The 20,391-nt window shown below is 60.4% G+C and carries 18 protein-coding genes and 2 pseudogenes; 12 read left to right on the top strand and 8 right to left on the bottom strand.

Annotated elements, in window-relative coordinates; translation table 11 throughout:
* Positions 1 to 9: 9 nt before the first annotated feature.
* The 9 genes from WMC41_RS14420 to WMC41_RS14380 all read left to right on the top strand — a co-directional run bounded on the left by WMC41_RS14420 (position 10) and on the right by WMC41_RS14380 (position 10,810).
* A complete protein-coding gene (locus WMC41_RS14420; RefSeq protein ID WP_280530988.1) occupies positions 10 to 417 on the top strand; it encodes a helix-turn-helix domain-containing protein in 408 nt (135 codons plus the stop codon).
* Positions 418 to 427: 10 nt separating this feature from the next.
* Positions 428 to 1,729: a DUF6638 family protein gene (locus WMC41_RS14415; RefSeq protein ID WP_432344183.1), complete on the top strand. Its 1,302-nt coding sequence runs from the start codon at positions 428 to 430 to the stop codon at positions 1,727 to 1,729.
* Positions 1,722 to 2,870, top strand: a complete 1,149-nt coding sequence (locus WMC41_RS14410) for a DUF2333 family protein (RefSeq protein ID WP_244767065.1) — start codon at positions 1,722 to 1,724, stop codon at positions 2,868 to 2,870. Before WMC41_RS14415 ends, WMC41_RS14410 begins: the two co-directional genes overlap by 8 nt.
* Positions 2,871 to 3,149: 279 nt before the next feature.
* Entirely contained in the window at positions 3,150 to 4,829 is a 1,680-nt protein-coding gene (locus tag WMC41_RS14405) for a formate--tetrahydrofolate ligase (RefSeq protein ID WP_272806107.1), read from the top strand.
* A 342-nt stretch (positions 4,830 to 5,171) separates the two neighbouring features.
* Positions 5,172 to 5,624: a hypothetical protein gene (locus tag WMC41_RS14400; protein WP_432344181.1), complete on the top strand. Its 453-nt coding sequence runs from the start codon at positions 5,172 to 5,174 to the stop codon at positions 5,622 to 5,624.
* Positions 5,621 to 8,428 (top strand): N-6 DNA methylase, encoded by a 2,808-nt coding sequence (locus WMC41_RS14395; RefSeq protein ID WP_432344179.1) that lies wholly within the window; start codon positions 5,621 to 5,623, stop codon positions 8,426 to 8,428. Before WMC41_RS14400 ends, WMC41_RS14395 begins: the two co-directional genes overlap by 4 nt.
* Before the next feature lie 2 nt (positions 8,429 to 8,430).
* The gene (locus tag WMC41_RS14390) at positions 8,431 to 9,006 is read left to right on the top strand and encodes an RES family NAD+ phosphorylase (protein ID WP_432344177.1); all 576 of its coding nucleotides are present in this window, start codon (positions 8,431 to 8,433) and stop codon (positions 9,004 to 9,006) included.
* A gap of 59 nt (positions 9,007 to 9,065) precedes the next feature.
* Positions 9,066 to 9,398: a hypothetical protein gene (locus WMC41_RS14385; RefSeq protein ID WP_432344174.1), complete on the top strand. Its 333-nt coding sequence runs from the start codon at positions 9,066 to 9,068 to the stop codon at positions 9,396 to 9,398.
* Positions 9,399 to 9,749: 351 nt separating this feature from the next.
* Positions 9,750 to 10,810 (top strand): IS630 family transposase gene (locus tag WMC41_RS14380; protein WP_432344172.1). Its coding sequence is split into 2 segments (ribosomal slippage): positions 9,750 to 10,242 and positions 10,242 to 10,810, totalling 1,062 coding nucleotides; the frame shifts between segments, so codons are not numbered across the junction.
* A gap of 200 nt (positions 10,811 to 11,010) precedes the next feature.
* Here the strand turns inward: WMC41_RS14380 and WMC41_RS14375 are convergent.
* Positions 11,011 to 11,517: a winged helix-turn-helix transcriptional regulator gene (locus tag WMC41_RS14375; RefSeq protein WP_432344169.1), complete on the bottom strand. Its 507-nt coding sequence runs from the start codon at positions 11,515 to 11,517 to the stop codon at positions 11,011 to 11,013.
* A gap of 39 nt (positions 11,518 to 11,556) precedes the next feature.
* Here WMC41_RS14375 and WMC41_RS14370 point away from each other — a divergent pair, with 39 nt between their 5' ends.
* Both WMC41_RS14370 and WMC41_RS14365 read left to right on the top strand, forming a co-directional pair.
* The gene (locus WMC41_RS14370) at positions 11,557 to 12,897 is read left to right on the top strand and encodes a YbfB/YjiJ family MFS transporter (RefSeq protein WP_432344167.1); all 1,341 of its coding nucleotides are present in this window, start codon (positions 11,557 to 11,559) and stop codon (positions 12,895 to 12,897) included.
* Positions 12,894 to 13,718 (top strand): annotated as a pseudogene (locus tag WMC41_RS14365) (LysR family transcriptional regulator); the annotation flags it as partial. The gene WMC41_RS14370 and the pseudogene WMC41_RS14365, both read left to right, overlap by 4 nt.
* Before the next feature lie 74 nt (positions 13,719 to 13,792).
* Here WMC41_RS14365 and WMC41_RS14360 read toward each other — a convergent pair.
* The 7 genes and pseudogenes from WMC41_RS14360 to WMC41_RS14330 all read right to left on the bottom strand — a co-directional run.
* Positions 13,793 to 13,924 (bottom strand): annotated as a pseudogene (locus tag WMC41_RS14360) (transposase domain-containing protein); the annotation flags it as partial.
* 114 nt (positions 13,925 to 14,038) lie between these two features.
* Positions 14,039 to 15,040 carry a tyrosine-type recombinase/integrase gene (locus WMC41_RS14355; RefSeq protein ID WP_432344164.1) on the bottom strand — a complete coding sequence of 334 codons (1,002 nt, stop codon included), beginning with the start codon at positions 15,038 to 15,040 and terminating at the stop codon, positions 14,039 to 14,041.
* Positions 15,037 to 15,960 carry a tyrosine-type recombinase/integrase gene (locus WMC41_RS14350; RefSeq protein ID WP_432344161.1) on the bottom strand — a complete coding sequence of 308 codons (924 nt, stop codon included), beginning with the start codon at positions 15,958 to 15,960 and terminating at the stop codon, positions 15,037 to 15,039. The genes WMC41_RS14355 and WMC41_RS14350 overlap by 4 nt, the downstream gene beginning before the upstream one ends.
* Positions 15,957 to 17,198: a site-specific integrase gene (locus tag WMC41_RS14345; RefSeq protein WP_432344158.1), complete on the bottom strand. Its 1,242-nt coding sequence runs from the start codon at positions 17,196 to 17,198 to the stop codon at positions 15,957 to 15,959. The genes WMC41_RS14350 and WMC41_RS14345 overlap by 4 nt, the downstream gene beginning before the upstream one ends.
* Positions 17,199 to 17,240: 42 nt before the next feature.
* Positions 17,241 to 18,863 (bottom strand): IS66 family transposase, encoded by a 1,623-nt coding sequence (gene tnpC / locus WMC41_RS14340; RefSeq protein WP_432348257.1) that lies wholly within the window; start codon positions 18,861 to 18,863, stop codon positions 17,241 to 17,243.
* Positions 18,864 to 18,938: 75 nt separating this feature from the next.
* Positions 18,939 to 19,283 carry an IS66 family insertion sequence element accessory protein TnpB gene (gene tnpB / locus WMC41_RS14335; RefSeq protein ID WP_109462507.1) on the bottom strand — a complete coding sequence of 115 codons (345 nt, stop codon included), beginning with the start codon at positions 19,281 to 19,283 and terminating at the stop codon, positions 18,939 to 18,941.
* Positions 19,280 to 19,681, bottom strand: coding sequence for a transposase (locus WMC41_RS14330; protein ID WP_288081970.1), 402 nt, complete (start codon positions 19,679 to 19,681; stop codon positions 19,280 to 19,282). Before WMC41_RS14330 ends, tnpB begins: the two co-directional genes overlap by 4 nt.
* 470 nt (positions 19,682 to 20,151) lie before the next feature.
* On the opposite strand from WMC41_RS14330, the gene WMC41_RS14325 reads away from it, so the two are divergent.
* On the top strand, positions 20,152 to 20,385 hold the full coding sequence (locus WMC41_RS14325; RefSeq protein WP_432344153.1) for a hypothetical protein: 234 nt from the start codon (positions 20,152 to 20,154) through the stop codon (positions 20,383 to 20,385).
* Positions 20,386 to 20,391 lie beyond the last annotated feature (6 nt).

Genomic DNA, 20,391 nt, shown 5'->3' with positions numbered 1-20,391 from the left:
AAGCGGGCGATGAACAAGGTGACCAGATTTACCACGCCGGGCGGCGAAGAGATGGTCGTGCTCGCGCGGGCCGAATACGAGGCGCTCGTCGAAATGGCGGAAATGCTGGAGGACGTCGCCGCCTACGACGAAGCCAAACGGCGCATCGCGGAGGGCGACGATCTCAAGGTTCCGTCCGAATTCGTCGACCGGCTGATCGACGGAGAGAGCCCGATCCGCGTCTGGCGCGATTTCCGCGGCATGACGAGCAAGGACCTGGCGAAGGCCATCGGCATCAGCGCGGCCTATCTTTCCGAGATCGAAACCGGCAAGAAGGAAGGCAGCATTTCGGTTTTCAGGAGCATCGCCAAGGCCTTGCGTGTTGATCTCGATGATCTCTTCTGGGGTGAAGACAATAAAAGGCCGGTAAGCGAGTGATTCAAGACGCATGAAACGCCTCCTCGAAGCCGAATTGATCTATGGACGGCTGCTGCCGGTCGATGAGCCGCATCTGGTGGAGCGTTACAACAAGGCGCTCGACGGGTTCGGCATGCGCCGCACGGCGCTTCCCAGCTTCCGCATCGACATGACCGGATTTTCGCCGGAGATCGCCGACGAACTCGGCGATCGGGACTATCTCGATCCGAACCGTGTCAACCGTCGCTTCATCATCATGACGCCGGAGCAGGTGAACCTGCCGGTCGTGCATACAAGCTTTTCCAACACCGCGGCGCTGATGCACGAGTTCTTCTCGGCCAACGCCCGGGCGATCAACGCCATCACCATCCGCGATGCGCTCTATGGCGAGATCGAGGACTCCGTCTCCGTCGTCAACGACATCGACGACCTGCTCTCGATCAACGAGGTGCGCTTCAAGGTCCTGTCGGCCGAGGACATGCTCGGCAAGGCGGGGGAGCTGCGCGGCCTCGTCGACCGGCTGAAGACCGTGCCGAATGCCTGGGCGGACGATGCCATGCTCAACCGCATGGTGGAATTGGTGAAACAGACCGGCGACATCCGCCAGAACGCGCTGGTGCCCGACCAGCTCGTCTTCCGCCACGAGGCCTATTGGGCGAACCATTTCGGCGGCGTCTACGTCTTCCTCGACGACAAGACGACGACGGTCATCTGCGACCCGACCGTGCCGGGCTTCCGCCGTTCCCGGCCCTGGCAGGTGAGCTATATCGCGCTCGACGACCACAAGCGTATCTTCGATTTCCTCGCCTCCACGAAGCGGCTGGAACTGCCGCGCGCCTCCTGGGTGGAGCCGTCGGGCCTCTTCCAGCACCGGGCGGAGATGACGGTGGTCGGCCTCGTCAACCGGGGTGATCCGACCGCCGATCTCGAAAAGGCAGACCGCATCTGGCTGCAGACCTGGATGCATCGCAATGCCGAGCTCATGGCGCGCGACGGCACCTATCCCTTCCTGCAGGAGGCGATCCGAACGCTTGCATCGACGGGGGAGATCAAGATTGCCGAAGTGCCGCCGCAGCGGCGCTTCATGCTGGTGCGCGCAGCGCCCGAGCATCCGGACCAGTGGCTGGTCAACCGCCTGATTTCACAGATGGTTCCTTATGATTTCGTCTCCCGCTTCGTCTTCGACAAGCAGGGGTTCTACGCCGCCTACGAACACTACAGCGAAAAGTTCCGCGCCTATGTTGTGGCGACGTTGACGCGGACCTATCTGCAGGACAAGGCTGCCTTCCGCAGGAAACTTTTCGGCATCAGAGAGGACGACCCTAATGCTTGACCCGATTGTCGCGTTTTTCCAACGCATCTTCGCGGCCATCGGCCGGGGCATCGGCCTCGTGATCGCCTGGATCCTCTGGCCGTTCATGACGGTGACGAACTGGTATCGGGCGCGCGGCTGGATCATCAAGGGGCCGATCGGCATCGGCCTGCTCCTGCTTGTCGGCTTCTACGCCTATTTCATCTGGCAGACCCAGATGTGGACCGGCTTCAGCCCGGACTACGTGAACGCCTACAATCTCGCCCAGCGCAAGCAGGATGCCGGCAGCGCATCGGGCGGGCAGGCGACCACGCCGGCAGCGGGCGAGGTCGCCGAGCCGGAGCCGAAGACCTGCGTGCGCTCGGCCATCGTCGATGTGACGGCCGACCTCATCGACTACAACGTCAACCAGAATGCCTGGATTTCGTCCATGCTGCTCTATAAGCTCGGCCTTTTCGGGCTCGACTGGGACCGTACGCCCTGGTTCGACAACAAGGCCTCGTTCCAGCGCGGCATCAACCAGGCGGTCCGCCGCACGGCGGTCGAGCTCGTCGATTCGCTCGGCCGTGTGCGCGGCACCTCTGGCATCAATGCCGACCTCCAGCGGGCCCGCGGCAATATCCAGTTCGATGAGGAGACGTGGTATTTCGGCTCGGATTCGCTGCTGCCGAAGACGCCGACGCCGACCTATTACCGCACGGCGATGGCGGACCTGCGCAAGTTCAACGCCGCGCTGGAATCCTGCGAGGCGATCTTCGACGGCCGTTCGGACAACCTGATCGAATTCCTCGACCGCATCGCCAACGATATCGGCTCGACCTCCGCAATCATTCGCGAACGGTCGGAGTTCCACAATGGCGGCTGGTTCGATACGCGTGCGGACGACCGCTACTGGTTCGCCTATGGCCAGCTCTACGGCTATTACGGCATTCTTTCGGCCGCCGGCGCGGATTTCGATGCGGTCATCAGGCTGCGCGGCATCGAGCCGCTCTGGACGGAAAGCATCAAGCAGCTGCGGTCCGCCCTCAACATCCAGCCGGCGATCATCTCCAACGGCCGCGAGGACGGTTGGATCATGCCGACCCATCTTGCCACGATGGGCTTTTATGTCCTGCGCGTGCGGTCCAATCTCGTCGAGATGCGCGACGTGCTGGCGCGGTAGGGAGCGAATAGGGAGTTGCGAATAGCGAATAGGGGCGCGATCTCTTTCGCTATTCGCTATTCGCTATTCGCTATTCGCTATTCGCTATTCGCTATTCGCTATTCGCTATTCGCCGCAAATTTATCCCCCCATGTCGTTTCTGGTCTAACAAGCGGCAAAACCCGGTGTGGCATTGCCCCCGGCTTCACGATGAAATGGCGCGGCAGATAATGAAGGAAGCACCGCCGTCAGGGGAGGAGACCCGGTTGCGGTAGCTGTGCCGAGAGGGAGCGACACCGCATGGCCGACGTGAAATCCGATATCGAAATTGCCCGCGCCGCCAAGAAAAGACCGATCCTGGAGATCGGCGAGAAGCTCGGCATTCCGCCCGAGCACCTGCTGCCCTACGGCCATGACAAGGCGAAGATCAGTGCCGAATTCATCGCCGCGCAGAAGGGCAGGAAGAACGGCAAGCTGATCCTCGTCACCGCGATCAACCCGACGCCGGCGGGCGAGGGCAAGACAACGACGACGGTCGGCCTCGGCGACGGCCTCAATCGCATCGGCAGGAAGGCGATCACCTGTATCCGCGAAGCCTCGCTCGGGCCCTGCTTCGGCGTGAAGGGCGGGGCGGCCGGCGGCGGCTATGCGCAGGTCGTGCCGATGGAGGACATGAACCTCCACTTCACCGGCGATTTCCACGCCATCACATCGGCGCACAACCTGCTTTCCGCGCTTATCGACAATCATATCTACTGGGGCAACGAGCAGAACATCGACATCCGCCGCATCGCCTGGCGGCGCGTCATGGACATGAACGACCGGGCGCTGCGCCACATCGTCGCCTCGCTTGGCGGCGTTGCCAACGGCTATCCGCGCGAAACGGGTTTCGATATCACGGTCGCCTCGGAGGTCATGGCGATCCTCTGCCTTGCGACCGACCTGAAGGACCTCGAAAAGCGCCTTGGCAGCATCATCGTCGGCTATCGCCGCGACAAGTCGCCGGTCTTTGCCCGCGACATCAAGGCGGACGGCGCGATGACCGTGCTTTTGAAGGACGCCATGCAGCCGAACCTCGTGCAGACGCTGGAGAACAATCCCGCCTTCGTGCATGGCGGTCCCTTTGCCAACATCGCCCATGGCTGCAACTCGGTCGTCGCCACCACGACCGCGCTGAGGCTTGCCGACTATGTGGTGACGGAGGCCGGCTTCGGCGCCGATCTCGGGGCGGAGAAGTTCTTCGACATCAAGTGCCGAAAGGCCGGGCTCAAGCCGGATGCGGCGGTCATCGTCGCCACCGTGCGCGCCATGAAGATGAACGGCGGGGTGAAGAAGGACGATCTCGGCCGGGAGAATATCGACGCGGTCAAGAAGGGCTGCGCCAACCTCGGCCGCCATGTGCAGAACGTCAAGAAGTTCGGCGTGCCCGTCGTGGTCGCCATCAACCATTTCATCTCGGACACGGATGCGGAAATCCAGGCGGTGAAGGACTATGTCGCGACGCTCGGAGCAGAGGCGATCCTCTGCCGTCATTGGGCGCTCGGCTCGGCCGGCATCGAGGACCTGGCACGCAAGGTGGTGGAACTTGCCGAATCCGGACTGTCGCAGTTCTCGCCGCTCTATCCGGACGAGATGCCGCTCTTCCAGAAGATCGAGACCATCGCCAAGGACATCTACCATGCCGGCGAGGTGATCGCGGACAAGTCGGTGCGCGACCAGCTGCGCATCTGGGAGGAGCAGGGCTACGGCAACCTGCCGGTCTGCATGGCCAAGACGCAATATTCCTTCTCGACCGATCCGAACCTGCGCGGCGCGCCCTCCGGCCATACGGTGCCGGTGCGCGAGGTGCGCCTCTCGGCCGGCGCCGGCTTCGTCGTCGTCATCACCGGCGAGATCATGACCATGCCCGGCCTGCCGAAGGTGCCGTCGTCGGAGAAGATCTTCCTCAACGAGGAGGGGTTTATCGAGGGGTTGTTCTGAGGCGAGGCAAGGCGCTAGAGGCTTTGAAGCCTCGGCACGTCGCTTTCTCGACGCTTGGACGGTGCTCCAAGCCATACCCTCTCCTTCGTCATCCTCGGGCAGGTTTTGACCGAGACAGACATTTGCTGATCGTAGAGGTTTGAAGCGTCAGTATCGGAAAAACCGGACGGCTTTCCAGCTTGGCGGGCCTTTCCTCATAGCCATTTGCGTTTGCAACTCGCTTGAAGCGAAGCCAATCGAGCCAACTCTAGCACATTATGAGAATCTTGGTTTGTTCTTTCCGCACGCCTGTGCTAATCACCCCATGGTGTTGCTGATCAACACCATGGGGTGATATTCGTCATGCTTTTCACGACTGGGCAATTGCGCTCGGCCTTTGGTCTGAGCAAGCAGCAATGGCGCAGCTATCGTGAAGCGCTGCCACCGCTGGCGAAAGATCATAGTCGGTCAGGCTGCTTCTCAGCAGCCGATCTGCTCGCAACCAGCGTGGTGCACAAAATCAATACATCACTTTCAATGCCATTGCCCGCCTTCACAGGTACCGCAATGCCGCTGTTTGAATTGTGCGCTGCACATCCTTGGCCGCAGCTTGAGCGATCGAGCGTGGCGATTGATTTCGAGTCTCGTCGGGTCGAGCTTGTGGGTCATGAGTGCCACATACCTCCCGCCGCCGTTGCGTTACTCATCGAGTTAGCACCGCTTGTTGTTGAGCTTCGCGAACGTTTGCTCGCCAGCATTCCCGATCCACAAGGTGATCTTGCCTTTCCGCCGATGATCGCTAGGTCACGCCGATGAGTTTGATCGACATCATCGAACGTGAGTCAGTCAAGCTCGGCTATCGCTACGAGGCATTGCGCCGGAACTATACGTTCAGCAATGTTTGGGGTAAGGGCGACACCACCTGCATCGTACCATTCGCCGCATTTACGCAGACCCCACCTTCCTACCGTTCAGCAGCCTTTGCAGTAATCGAGGCGACGCCTGAGACCGCTGCCAAGATTATCCGTGAACATCGTGCTCTCGGCGCTCCGGTGTTCTTGGTGATCGAGCCAGGACAGATTTCAGCTTGGCAGGTCTATGCTAATAAGCCTCCGCACAAATTTGCCGAGTTTGGCCTTGATGCGATCCCTTATTTCTTTGCTGAAAGACGCGGAAGTTGGGCACCTGATCGTATCCATCGCGCCAAATCCATTGGCCATATCGAACCCAAGGCACAGCTAGACTTCGTCGACCTAGGTCTGATGCCGGCGATCGCCGGAGAAATTCATGTAAAGCTCGACCGACTGATCCGTGAAGCTGTCGCCGACACGCGTGAATTCAATGGCGACGATGCTATTCGCATCTTCTTCCGCGGTGTATTCCGGTTGCTTGCTGCAAAGATCCTAATGGACCGCCAACACGCGCGCGCGCAAAGCTGGAACGCCGACGACGTCCGGTCGGTGCTCAACGCGATGGATGACTTCTACGAGCTTGGCAATGTGTCGCAGGCGTGGCCCTCATCTGCGATCGCCGCGCTCAAACCGGTATGGAGAATCTTTCGTTCGGGCTTCAACGTCGCGAACATTTCCGCCGATGATCTTGCCTATGTCTATGAATCCACACTCGTCACCGACAAGGCGCGGGCGGAGTTCGGTACGCATAGCACGCCGCGGCATGTTGCTGATTATATCGTCGGCCGGTTAAGATTGTGGGAGTTTGGCACAGCGCCCCCTCGGGTGGTCGAGCCATTTGCCGGCGCGGGCGTATTTCTTGGCTCGGCACTCCGCTTCATGCGCGACGCCTTACCTGCCGATTGGAATGATAAGCGGCGCCACGATCTTCTAGTGAAGCATATCGGAGGCGCTGAAATCGACCCGTTTGCGGCCGAGGTGGCTAAGCTGTCCCTGATTCTTGCTGACTATCCCAACGCGAACGGCTGGAAGATCGACGAGATTGATCTGTTCGAAGAAGAAGCGCTTGGCGCATGCCTCGACGGCGCGCGTGTCGTGCTCTGCAATCCGCCATTCGAAGCGTTTACCAAAGATGAGGCGAAAGCCTATCCCGAAGCATTCAAGATCAGCCGATCAAAGGCGGTTTATGCTCTCGAGATGGCATTGCGCGCCGAGCCCGACATGTTGGGATTCGTGCTACCTAACACGGTGCTGGTCGATCGACGGTATCGGAGCCAACGCGTCGCTCTCGAACGACTGTATCGCGAAATCGAGCTTGTGGCGCTTCCCGATGGCATCTTCAATGTGTCACAAGCAAACAGCGCACTAGTGATTGCGCGTAAGGCGTCAAACAGAAGCCGCCAGATTATCCGCTCGGCAGTCGTCCTAGACGGCGATAAGAAGAAGTTTGCAGCGACGGGCCTGCCATCGCTGCAACGGGAGCGTTCGCGACCGCAGGCGGATGCGCCATCCGGCGAACTCTGGGTCTATCCCTCACAGGAGTTATGGGACCGCTTCCAGAAGCTGCCGAAGCTCGGATCGGTAGTAAAGGGAAGCTGGGGTCTCCGGTGGCATTCGGGACAGCGAGCACGGACCAGCGACGTACCCGGTCCGGATCGGGAATTGGGCTATCAGGACAGTTCGAGCGTCCACCAGTATCTGCTCGAAAATGCGAGATGGATGGATGTGCGATCCAGTCAAATTCTGGCTGGTGGGAATTTGGCTTGGGACGAGCCCAAAATTCTATGCAACGCGACACGCCTCAGCCGTGGCTATTGGCGGCTTGCAGCAGCTGTCGACCGCCTAGGGCGTCGCGCAACCCAGCAGTTCTTGGGTCTGTGGCCGCGGTCCGGCGTCGAGATCGATCTTGATGCGCTGGCTGCGGTTATTAATGGCCCGGTGATTAACGCTTTCTTGACCGAGCATTCGTTCGATAAGAGGTTTCGGATCGGTAAGCTGGAAGAGGCACCTATTCCCGCCAAGCTTCCCCCCGAGCTCGGCGTGCTTAGTCGTGCCTATGCTGCGGAGGCGGCACGTGGTTCCGATCCTCAACAACTCGCTGATAAACTCGCGGCAATCGACGCGCTGGTTCTTGATGCCTATGGCCTTGTAGGCGCGGATCGGAGGGCGCTTCTGTCAAGAATGGGTGATGATCGCCCGATATTTGGCAGGACGTCGCGTAGGCGACGGATCAAGCGTGCGCGTGATGATCATGATCATACGCCGGGCTTGTTCACATCTGAAACCATCGAGCATGACGAAGGCGAAGGGCTTGGTCCGATCGTCTCACGCGTCATTGGCGAGCGCAGGCTGGCAGAGGCTACCGTTTCCATTCCTATAAGCGACTGGGCAGGAGAGGTGTTTGACGCCGCGGCCCTCGAAACGAGGTTGGCGCTGTCGCCAGATGAACTGGAGCGCTGGGTGGCTGAGGGGGCAGTTATCGCGCTTCGCGGTGACTCGGGCGAGCCTGTCTACCCCTTGGAGCAGTTCATGAAAGGCAAGCCGACGCCGGGCGTGCGATCGGTGGTCGAGAATGTGGGCAAACCGAATGTGGCTTGGCTGTGGTTGCGAACACCTCGGCCAGCGACCGATGAACCAGCTCCGATAGCTTTGCTGAAGGCAGGTGCGATCAATCGGGTACTAGACTTGGCCAAGCGCGATTTCGGCTGACCATGATCGTGGGAGGGGCGCTCGCAAGTCAGACCAAAGTCTTCGAGTTTTCGAATTATGTCCGAATTATCCCTTCGGTCCATCAAGCGACACCGCTCGGCTGTGCGGCTGGAGTTTCACGTTTTGGCGGTACCAAGAAAGATTTTGCGGTTCTGTATGCCGCCCGCAACCTTGCGACAGCGCTCGCCGAGACCGTTGTGCGTGATCGGTATGAAGGTCTTGAGGATCGTCGTCTCTTCACCACGGAACTTACCGAACGCTCTGCGGTTCAACTCGGCACGATCAAACCCCTGCGGCTCGTAGACTTGCGCAAAGGAGGCTGTCTCAAGCTCGGCATATCCACCGATATAACTGGGGCTAAGTGCTTCGATGAAGCACAGCAATTCGCCGATTTCGTATACAAGGACCATACGATCGACGGTATCCTCTATGCGTCGCGGCTAACCAGCGAGAACTGTGTCGTCGTATTCGATCGCGCAATCACGTCACATCTCGTTGAAAAATGTATCGCACCGCTTGCCCAACTTGGAGAGGTTGGTAGCGCGCTGGATAAGCTCAACGTTGAATTGGTGGACTAGGGATTTCTTGTATCTTCTTGAAGCGGGCCGCCCACACCTGACACTTAGCGGTCGCTCCAATGAAGTTGCTCGTCCGATCCACCGTCGCGCCTGTCCCAGCGAATAGAGACGCCTGCAGCGTCCTGATGCTTGCACAGCAAGCACTGTTGACGACGCGATCACTGCCGAAACTCATGCACTTCACCTACGCGCTCGGTGCGCATCGGGCGGCGTGGAATGTGCATCAGATCGGCGTGAATCCGGCAGCCGCTTTGCAGATCGGCGGTCGAAATAATGCGCCTTCGGCAGCAAACTTCCTTGCAGTGTCCATGCAGGAAATCGGCGTGTTTAGTGCAAAACCGGAAATCGGCGTTTTGGGCGGAAAGGGGCGGATTTTCGGAGGGCAAGATTAAAGAACATGGCACTACGTCGCCCATGTTCTGGAAATTATCGTTGTCTGCACACTGTTTAGGTGGTGCGAGAGCGGCACCCCATATTTTACCCCCTTGGTGCCGCGATTTCGTGCAAAGCCTTGGTTTTGTTGGTTTTCGACCGGCACCATGGCCGCCGAACGTCCGATTTTCGTGAGATTTGGCCGGGACGCCACCATGAGCGGCGGCGGCAAAATTGCCTCTAGCCGGAGCCCAAATTTTTCTGCTCGATATGGGAATGGCGCGACTTATACGCCGCCTCGCTGAGCTTGACTCTTTTGTCTTCCCAAAGTGCGGTGAATCTGAATCTCTGGTGCAAACCGGAGGTCTGCGATGCGATCAGGGATTTCACTACGGGCGGATTTTGATGGAGACGGTCTGCGGCGGCTGGCGCGGCAGACGAAGGATGCCGCTCAGGCACGACGTCTTTTGGCACTCGCCTCGATCTACGATGGAGGCTCGCGTTCCGATGCCGCCCGCCTCGGCAGCGTCACGCTCCAAATTGTCCGGGACTGGGTCATGCGGTTCAACGAACACGGTCCCAAAGGCCTGATCAATGGCAAGGCTCCCGGTCCACAGTCGCGGTTGAACGATCAGCAGCGTGCGGCCCTGGCGCAAGCAATCGAGCGTGGGCCGACACCCTATCTCGACGGCGTTGTTCGTTGGCGTCTGTGCGATCTGGCGCAATGGCTTTGGGAAGAGTTTCGCGTTTCGGTGAGCGAGCAAACGCTGAGCCGTGAAGTCCGGTCCATGGGCTATCGCAAGCTGGCTGTCCGACCCAAACATCACGCGCAAGACCCTCAAGCCATTGAGGATTTTAAAAAAGTTTCCCCGCCGCAGTGGCAGAGATTGCCGCTGGAGCCGCCCGAGGAAAACGCATAGAGATTTGGTTTCAGGATGAGGCTCGTATCGGGCAAAAGAACAAGATCACCCGCCGATGGGCCAGGCGAGGAACACGGCCTTCAGCACCGCACGATCAGCGCACAAGGTCGGCCTACATCTTCGGCGCAATCTGCCCGAAGCTCGGCAAGGCGGCCGCGCTGGTCATGCCATGGTGCGACACCCACGCAATGACCCAGCATCTGGCCGAAATTGCCCGTCACGTCGATCTCGACGCGCACGCTGTCCTCATCATGGATCAGGCAGGCTGGCACATGTCCAACAATCTCGTCGTGCCCGAAAACATCACCATTCTGCCACTCCCGCCGAAATCGCCGGAGCTCAACCCGGTCGAAAACCTCTGGCATTTCATGCGCGACAACTGGTTATCAAACCGCGTGTTCAAATCATACGACGACATCGTCGATCATTGCTGCGATGCCTGGCGGCGGCTCGAAAGCCAGCCATGGCGCGTCATGTCGATCGGACGCAGAGAATGGGCCAATGGGTTTTGATCAGTGAGGGGCCGTATTAGCTCGACCGGCGGTTAACCCTCCGGCAAGACGGACGACGTCGCACCGACCGACTTTGGCCAGCGGGTGCGCGAGGCGATGAACCAGCGCGGCAGATTGCTTGCTCTGGATCAGGGGACGCCAGCGCCTGTCATCAGGCGGCGCGGGGCGATCTTCCACCGCATCAATGGGTCAATGCGCAGCTATTCCGGCTTGGCTACTGCGACGATCTCGGAAGGGCTGACCAACACCAAGCCATCGGCGCGCATGAGGCGGGTGACGACCTCTTGGCCGTCCGCAGTTTGCAGGCGCAATCGTGAGGGGCCGCCGGGCAGATAGGCTTCCGACCACTCGCGCAAAGCGACCAGTGCCGGCGTGAGCGCGCGGCCTTTCTCCGTCAGCACATAGCCATTGCGCTGCCGGCGGCCCGGCTCCCGATAGGGTCGCTGTTCAAGGATGCCTTCCGCGACCAGCTTTGACAGCCGCTCCGCGAGCACCGAGCGCGGAATGCCGAGATCGTCGTGCATCGCGTCGAACCGCTCCACCCCACACAAGGCTTCCCGAAGGATCAGCAGCGTCCAGCCGTCGCCGATGGCACGGATGGCCCGCGCGAGCGCGCATTCTGCGAGTGGCACAGGGGCTTGGTGGGAGGAAACGATCTTGGAGGCGCATTCGGTCATGCGGTCAGCATAACAGAGTTTGATTTTCATACCCAGAGCGGATAGTTTGGGTATGAAAAATGGACTCAGATGGCAATGTCGCAGCCGATTATCACGCTGGAGCTGATCGACCATCATCGCCGCCGCGCGCACCGGAGCCGAAACGTAGCGATGCGCCGCACAATTGCTTGTGGCCTTCGTTCGCTTTGGAACCTGTTATCCACGCCCTCGCGGTCCAGCGCCGACAGACTGACCAGCCCTGAACCGGAGCACGCCCGCCGCGATGTTGCGGTTGTTGCGGCGCTGGCGCTCGCGCCTGCAATCGGCCTCGGCATTGCCCGCTTCGCGTATGCGCTGGTCCTGCCCGACATGCGCGCCGATCTTGGCTGGTCCTATGCGGATGCGGGCTGGATGAACACCACCAATGCCGCCGGCTATCTGCTCGGGGCCTTGGTCGCTGCGCGGGCAATCGCTTCGGTCGGCGCATATCGTGTCATGGTGGCCGGCGCATGGGCCTGCGTCGTGGCGCTCATGCTTTGCGCCGTTTTCCGTCACGCCATACCGCTCAACGCCGCCAGAGTGCTGGCTGGGCTTGGCGGCGGCTTCGCCTTCGTGTCGGGCGGTGTGCTCGCGGCCGGCGTGGCGCAGCGCAACCCGGAACGCGCCGCCTTCCTGCTCGGCCTGTTCTATGCGGGACCGGGCCTCGGCATTCTGCTGTCCGGCGTCGCGGTTCCGTTCACGCTCGAACGGTTCGGCGCGGGATCGTGGGGCGCGGCATGGGCCGCGCTTGCGGTCCTTTCCCTGCCGCTGGCTGTCGGTTTGCTTCTTGCGCGGGGTGAAAGCACCGCCGCGCCACCATCTGTGCAGGCGAGTCCGCGTTACGCGGATATGCGCTGGCTACTGTGCGGCTATCTGTTCTTCGGCGCGGGCTATATCGCCTACATGACGTTCATGATCGCCTGGGTGCAGGGCAGCGGCGGCAGGGTCAGTTTCCAAGCTCTGTTTTGGGCGACTATCGGACTGGCGACGATGGCATCGCCGTGGCTGTGGACAGTGATCCTCAAGCGGTTCCTGCACGGGCACGCCTTTGCGATCCTGACCGGCATTACCGCCATCGGGGCCGTGCTGCCGCTCGTATCCAATACGGTGCCGATGCTGCTCGCATCGGCGGCATTGTTCGGTAGCGCGTTCTTCGCGGTGGTGGCTGCAACGACCGCCTTCGTGAGACGCAACCTCCTGCAAACGCAATGGGCGTCTGCCATCGGCATTCTCACCGTCGTCTTCGGGATCGGCCAGATGCTCGGGCCAGTCGCTATCGGCTTGGTCAACGATGCGATGCAGAATCTATCAAGCGGCTTGTGGGCGTCCGTGCTGCTCCTGCTCGTCGCCGTGATGCTCGGTGCATTTCAGCGGGATCGTGAGGCAGCATGAGACGGCGGCAGAATAGATTTTTGGATTACGACCAATCATCCAAGCTGTTGGGCGGCCGGGTTCCAATGGCCGCTCTGATACAGACATGCGCTGTCGCCGAATATCTGAACTTCCGTCATGCCGCCAAAGCGCTGGGTGTCAGCCTGTCCAGCGTCAGCGCCCGCGTGAAGACATTGGAGGAAGACCTTGGCGTTCTCCTATTTGAGCGTCACGCGCGGGGCGTCCGGCTGACCGAGGCCGGGCGCCAATTTGTCACGAGCGTATCCGCCGGCATCGACCAACTTGACCACGCCATGAAGACGGCCGGCGCACTGGCGCGCGGCGAGGAAGGATGTTTGCGGATCGGGCTGCATGTGCCCCCCTTGGCTGGATTCCTCGCTGATCTGCTTGCCCGCCATCATGAACAATATCCCCGCATCGGCATCGACGTAACAGAGGGCCGATCAGCCGACATCATGCAATTGGTGCGAGAAGGCCAACTCGACATTGCCTTCGTCATCGGAGCGCCGAAGGCCGAGGACTGCCATTCTCGCTTGCTATGGTCGGAGCCGTTGATGGCCGTTATCCCGGCTGACCATCCCCTTACGGATCGTCCAACGTTCGGATGGGCAAACCTCACGGCCGAAACCTTCCTTGTCCGGTATGGCGGAACCGGCCCGCAGGCGCATGATCACGTGACGCGGCGGATCGCGGAGCTGGGCCATCACCCCCGGATTCTGCGTTGGGATGTTGGCCGCGAGACGCTGTTTCACATGGTCGCCCAAGGCTGGGGAGTGACGATCACAACGGAGTCGGTGGCATCCGTTCCCGTTTCCGGTCTTGTCTTTCGCCCCATTGCCGACGAGCCAGAACGGGCAGAGTTTCACGCCGTTTGGTCGCCCTACAACGTAAGCGGTCAGCCGATGGCGTCGGACCTGAAGTTCCAGGGCATGAGGGCTTCGATGTCAGACGCGGGCCAGCCTTGAGCGATGCGGGTCAAGGTTTGGCAGAGCCAGGCGAGCGGATCAACGCTGTTCATTTTGCAGGTTTATGCCGACCGGCGAACTATGCCGAATGCCTCTTCTGATAGGAACGGTCCATGGCGCGTTCCCGGCAGGTTCGGCCGGATGCCGGTGGTTGACACTCGGCATAGTTCTCATGCTCAGAGGGCGTTCAGGAATTCCAGAAGCCGGTCGTTTGGTCGAAATCGCTCGGCCTTAGCGCGTTCGTACGGCTTCAGCTTTGCGAGTGCAGATTCCTTCAGTTCAAGATGTGCATGAAGATAGGTCAGGGTTGTTTCCATCGCTTCATGGCCCAGCCACAGGGCAATAACCGAGCAGTCGACGCCAGCCTGTAGCAACTCCATGGCGGCGGAGTGCCGCAAGACATGGGGCGAGACCCGCTTTGAGCGAAGGGAGATGCAGTGCTCACGTGCTTTGGCGACATATTTGTTCAGCAGTGCCTGCACGCCGTCAGCGCTGAGCTTGCCACCGTGCATGTTCGGAAAGAGCGCCGTTGCGCTTCGCTTTCTGGGCTCGTTGAGCCAGTGACGAAGGGCTTGCCGTGCAACCTTTGTGAGCGGCGTACATCGCTCTTTGCGGCCCTTGCCAACGCATCGCACATGCGCGCCCTGGCCGAGCATTACGGAGTCTCGGTCCAGGTCGACAATCTCCGAGACCCGCAATCCGGTTTGCGCGGCCAACAATAGCAGAGTGTAATCGCGGCGTCCCAGCCACGTGCTTCGATCCGTGCAGTCCAGGATCGCTTCAATCTCGGGCCTGGTTAGAAACTGAAGCTGCCGCTTGTCACATCGCTTGCTGGGGATCGCGAGCACACGCTGAATATGGGCGCTATGTGTGGGCTCCTCGAACGCTGCATACCGGAAGAAGGATCGGATGGCTGTGAGGCGGAGATTCCGGGTCCTCACTGAGGCGGATCTCTTCGTCTCAAGGTCCTCCAGGAATGCGCCGATGAAGGGAGCGTCCAAATCCCGCAGCGTCAACTGGGATGGGGATCTCCCAAGGCGCGTCTGTGCGAACGCAAACAGGAGCCTGAAGGTGTCGCGATAGGAGGCGATGGTGTTAGAACTTACACCTCGATGCTTCATAAGCCGATCTGTGAACCACCGCTCGATCAGCACGGCCAAGTCGTTCGTGCGTCTCATGACCGAGCCTCCCAACGCTTATCCAATCGCCGGACCGCATGGTTCATCAGTTCCGGCGCGGCGGACAGGTACCAGTAGGTGTCGCGAACATTGGTATGGCCGAGAAAGGTCGAGAGAACCGGCAGTTCGCGTTCCACATCTTCGCCAGCCCGATGCCAGTTGATCAGGGTCTGGACGGCGAAACGGTGACGAAGATCATGAATCCGTGGGCCATTGCGATTCCCCTCCTGCCGTAATCCGATTTGCCGGGATAATCGCCAGAACACGCGGTGCACGTATTGATGCAGCAATCTGCCGCCCTGTTCGGCGACGAAGAAATAGGGACTGCGCGGCGTACCAAGGTGTGCATCGCGTCGGGCGGCATAGTCTGAAAGGATGGCGATTGTCGTGGCATGTAGCGGCACTAGCCGTGACTTACCAAACTTAGTCTCTCGAATGGTGAGGATGCCCTGGTCGAGATCAACGTCGGTCCGGAGCAGGCCGAGCGCTTCGGAATGGCGCAGCCCGGTCACCGCTATCAATCCGAACAGGCAGTTATATGTCCATCGCCGAAGGGCGCCGGCCGGCGGCAGCGACAGTGCTGCTGCCAGAAGCGCCTGAATCTCGACTTCACTATAGATGTAGGGCTTTGTGCGCCGTGCCGGCGGTACAGCGTCGCTTGGTAGTACTTCCGTCAGAGGATCGAAATGAGCCAGGTGCTGGGCAAAGCAGCGCACGTCAACCAGGCGGACGGACCAACTCGGCTGCCGGCCCATTGAGGTGACCCACTCCATTGCAAGGTCTGTCGTGATGGTCTCGGCGCCGCGGGCTTCCATGAAAGCGACGAACTCCGACAATCGTTTTGCCGGACCGTCATATTTGTATCCCAGCCCTTGGCGCATGCCGACGTAGCGCTCAAGCGCGGTGCGAAGCCGGCTCATTGGGCACCTCCCGGCCAGGGCAGGCTCAGTTCACGCAGCTTCTCGATATCGAGCTTGGCATAGATCCTTGTACTGTCGATGCTTCGATGGCGGAGCAGTTGGCCGATCTCGGCAAAGCTGGCGCCTGACCGCAAAAGGTCGGTCGCGAGGCTGTGGCGGAAAAGATGGGCACCGTGATGCGCATAGCCGTCAATGCCTGCCCGTTCGAGTGCCTGCTTCGCGATCATCGTGATGGCGCAGCCGGACGCAAAACCCACGTGCGGCGCAAGAGTTCGCAAGAAAACTCGCCGACATGCCGAAGCGGGCCGCCCATGCCGGATATAAGCGACGATAGCTGTTCCGACGTCATGACGTAGCGGCATAGTCGCTTGCCGTCGCCCCTTTCCATGTACGAGGATCGTGCCGCACTGCCAGTCGATATCATCGAGATTGAGGGTGGCAACTTCGCTGGCGCGCAAACCGAGCTTGGCAAGGATCATCAGAACCGCATAGTCCCGATGACCCATTGCCGTCGTCCGATCACAGGCATCAAGAACCTTCTGGACCTTCTCTGGCGGTAGGAATGTTGGAAGGCCGGCAAGTCGCCAGCGGCGGATGGACGGCACGCAATCGGCCAACGCCGTCGAAATGAAGCCCTTCAGATGCAAGTAACGCAGAAAGGCACGCACGACTCCGCACATTGCCTTGCCGCTGTCGGCGGAGCCATCGAGCGCATGTCGTTCGACATACCCGATGACAATCTCCGGGGTGAGCGCTTCAAACCCGTCTGCGCCGGCAGGACAGACCTCCCGCAGAAATCGATATGACAGCAGCTTGTGGCTTTCCACCGTCGAGGCAGCGAGTCCTCTCTCATTCGACAAATATACCGCGAATACATCGATAATCTGCTCGTGCTCTGTACGCTCAACCGGGAGGGCAGTTGGTATTAAGCGCTCTTCCCGTAGCGCGGAGAGTAAGCGTCGGAGCGCTGATCGGTCGCCCGTGTCAGGGCTCCAGTGTTCGAAACGATGCTCAAGAAAACGATCGACATGAGCTTCGCTTAAATCCTGCGGATGATGTCCATTGCCAACATACCAGTCCATCAGGTCTCGAAACAGGCTCAGCGAGCGCCGCGTGCAGTGCCGACCCAAACCTTCGTTTGACATCTTGGTGGCGTAAACGCGCGCAAACTCCCGATATGGACCGTGGACCAGCTTCCGATACAGTGCGCTGCGCTTCAAATAGTCACTTGCGATCATATGTCCTCTCCTTCGCGTCAATTACGACGGAGAGACCCTAAGCTATGCCGCTGGGGTTACCGCTATGTTACAGAAAACGTTGGCAAAAGTTTGCTTAATCGGCATAGTTCGCCGGTCGGCATAAACGGCCTTATGCCGCGCGCGGCATAAACAAGTCTGAAGGAGAGTGGCCAATGTCGCCCAGGTGCGTCCACCACCTTCGCTGCCGGCGAATAGACTATTTTTTCTCGTGATTGTTTGAGGCCTGATCGCGCGTTCGACGATATTGGAGTCGATTTCGACACGGCCGTCCGCCAGGAACTGCTCCAGCGCGTCCCGCCGGGAGAGCGCATAGCGGATCGCATCGGCGGTCTTGGATTTCCCGGAGATTTTGCGCAGCTCTCTCTCCCACAGATCGAAGAGGCCGGTGACAATGACTGCGGACTTTTGCTGTCGCAGCGTCGCTCTGGTATCGGCGTCCCTGCCGCGAACCTCATCCTCGACCTTCCATAGCGCGCTCATGGCGACGACCGTATCCGTCGCGGCCTGCGAGACCCCGGTGATGTGCAGGTCGTAAAACTTGCGCCTCAGATGCGCCCAGCAGCCTGCGAGTTGGATCGTCTCGTTGTTGCCGCCTTTGGCCCGCGTCTTGGCCAGGCTGGTGTAGGCCGTGTATCCATCGACTTGCAGGATACCATTGAAGCCAACGAGATGCCGCGCCACGCACTGCGCACCTCGGCTGTCTTCGAAGCGATAGGCGACCATCGGCGGGCTGGTTCCGCCATAGGGCCGATCATCGCGTGCGTAAGCCCAAAGCCAGGCTTTCATGGTCTTGCCCGAACCGGGCGCAAGGGTGGGTAACGTCGTTTCGTCGGCAAAGACCCTCTCGCCTTCCTTGACGCGCTCCAGGATGTAGTCGGCGCATATCTGAAGCTCGAAGCCCAGATTCCCCATCCATTGCGCCATCAAGTTCCGGCTAATCTCGACGCCATCGCGCAGATAGATCGCTTCCTGCCGGTAAAGCGGAAGGCCGTCGCCGTATTTGGAGACCGCGATATAGGCCAGCAGCCGCTCCGTCGGCAGGCCGCCTTCGATGATGCGCGCCGGTGCCAGAGCCTGGATCACGCCGTCACGCCCCCGGAAAGCGTATTTGGGGCGGCGCGTCACGATGACCCGGAACTTCGGCGGCACGACATCCAGCCGTTCGGAGCGGTCCTCGCCGATCAGCACCTTTTCCAGACCCTCGCATTCAGCAGGGATTTCCGGTTCGATGATCTCCTCAATGCGTTCGAGGTGAGCGGCAAAGCCCTTGCGCGGACGCGGCGCACGCTTCGGCTTGTCCCCGGCAGCGCGATCAAGCTCGCACTGGATCGCCGAAAGACCCGTCTCGACCTCCTCGAAGGCAAAGGACACCTGCTCGTCATTGACGGCCAGGTGCAATCGCTCGGACCGCGTGCCATTCTGCGTGCGCTGCAGGACCTTCATGATCGTCGTGAGGTTGGCGATCCGCTCGTTGGCCGCCGCCTCGACCGCCTGCAACCGGATAACCTCTGCCTCGGAGGTGACGAGCCGAGCTTCTGTAACCGCTATCCGCGCCTCGTTTGCCGCCTGCTCGCGCGCCATCGCCAGGACCATCGCCTTCAGCGCATCGACGTCATCTGGCAATTCGGAAACAGGCAAAACCATGGGAGGAATAGAGCACAAAAGCGGCCGTTTTCCCAAGCGTTCCCGCGACATGATTCATCTTGCCGCAGGCCGGTATCAGCCCGTCAGCAGCGGTCGCCGGACCTTGGCTGGACGGATCTTTTTCCAATCCATTCCGGCCAGAAGCGCCATCAGTTGCGAATGGTCGAGACGCACCCGCGCCGCCGATATGCCCGGCCAGCAGAAGCTGCTCTCTTCCAGGGTTTTTGAATAGAGGCAGACCCCGCTGCCGTCCCACCAGACAATGCGGACACGGTCCGCCCGTTTCGACCGGAAGACGTAAAGCGCGCCATTGAACGGGTCGAGGCCGCCATCCCGCACCAACGCCATCAACGATGCGGCTCCCTTGCGGAAGTCGACCGGTTGGCAAGACACGTAAACCACAACGCCGGAAGCGATCATGCCTTGCGCACCGCGCCGATAATGCCCGCCAACTGATCCGGATCGATATCGCCGCGTACCCGGATGACGATATCGCCAACCACAATCTCCACCGTCGCGCCGCCGCTCACCTCAAAGCGCGTGAACTTCGCCGGCTCGCTTTCCATCATGGTTCGACCGCCCAATGGCACCGTCAATGGCGCCATCGTCCCCATGGAAAGCGCCTTCCTGCGCCACGCATAAAGTTGCGACACGTCCAGTTCATAGGCGCGCGCAACCTCCGCAACCGTCCCTCCGGGCGAAAAAGCTTCCGCCACAAGCCGCGCTTTCTCGTCATCAGACCAATGCCGCGGCGAACGTCGCGACGGCGTTGCCGTCAAAACTTCGAATGTCCGGACCTGATTCACCTTGTCGCTCATATGACTCTCCGCATGATTCATGCAGAAAATGAGCTTCCGCGAACAAACGCGCTACGTGGGATCGCCTACACGCTTACCCTACAACCGCAGCCAGGCGCTTCGGAACCTGCTGGACTTAGCCGAGCAGATGAAACGCGGGACGGTTCGATGACCGTTGGAAAGCCTTTCTGCTTTGCAGAGGAGGCCGGAGCGCCGTCTTCCCGTCAAGGCCAAGCCGCTTTGCGGTGGCGCTGCGCGCCAGCCTGGACCGGATGCCGCCGCCCCGGCAGCGGGCTTATCAAGCAGATAAGGCGAGAGGTGAGCGCAAGCGCTCCCCTTCCGACAGTAAACGCGGAGGCGACGATGAATCATAACCCGTCCTATTTGCCGCCGATGGCCGTCTATAGCCGCACAGCGTTCGATTTCGTCTTCGGTTCTTCTCTACGAGCTGCTTCATGCCTGTTTGACTTCAATTGCAAACAGGCCGCTGCATGGAAGACGACACAGACCCGAGGCAGGAACGGTTCAGGCCGGCCAACGACAATACCGGCCCGCAGGACGAGCCGGACGCCGTGACGTGGCGCAGGATCGATGAGGTCGCCATCCGACTGGCCCGCATCATCGGCCGCCGCATGGCGCGAGAAGATTTCGAGCGGCTGACCGCCGCAAACGACAACAGGCCCTTGGAAGCCGGCAACACGGAGGACGGGGCCGAAACCGACTGAAAGGAT

Source organism: Shinella yambaruensis, from assembly GCF_050859155.1.
In the GTDB taxonomy this organism is placed as follows: Bacteria; Pseudomonadota; Alphaproteobacteria; order Rhizobiales; family Rhizobiaceae; genus Shinella; species Shinella yambaruensis.
This window is presented reverse-complemented; position numbering and strand designations above follow the sequence as displayed.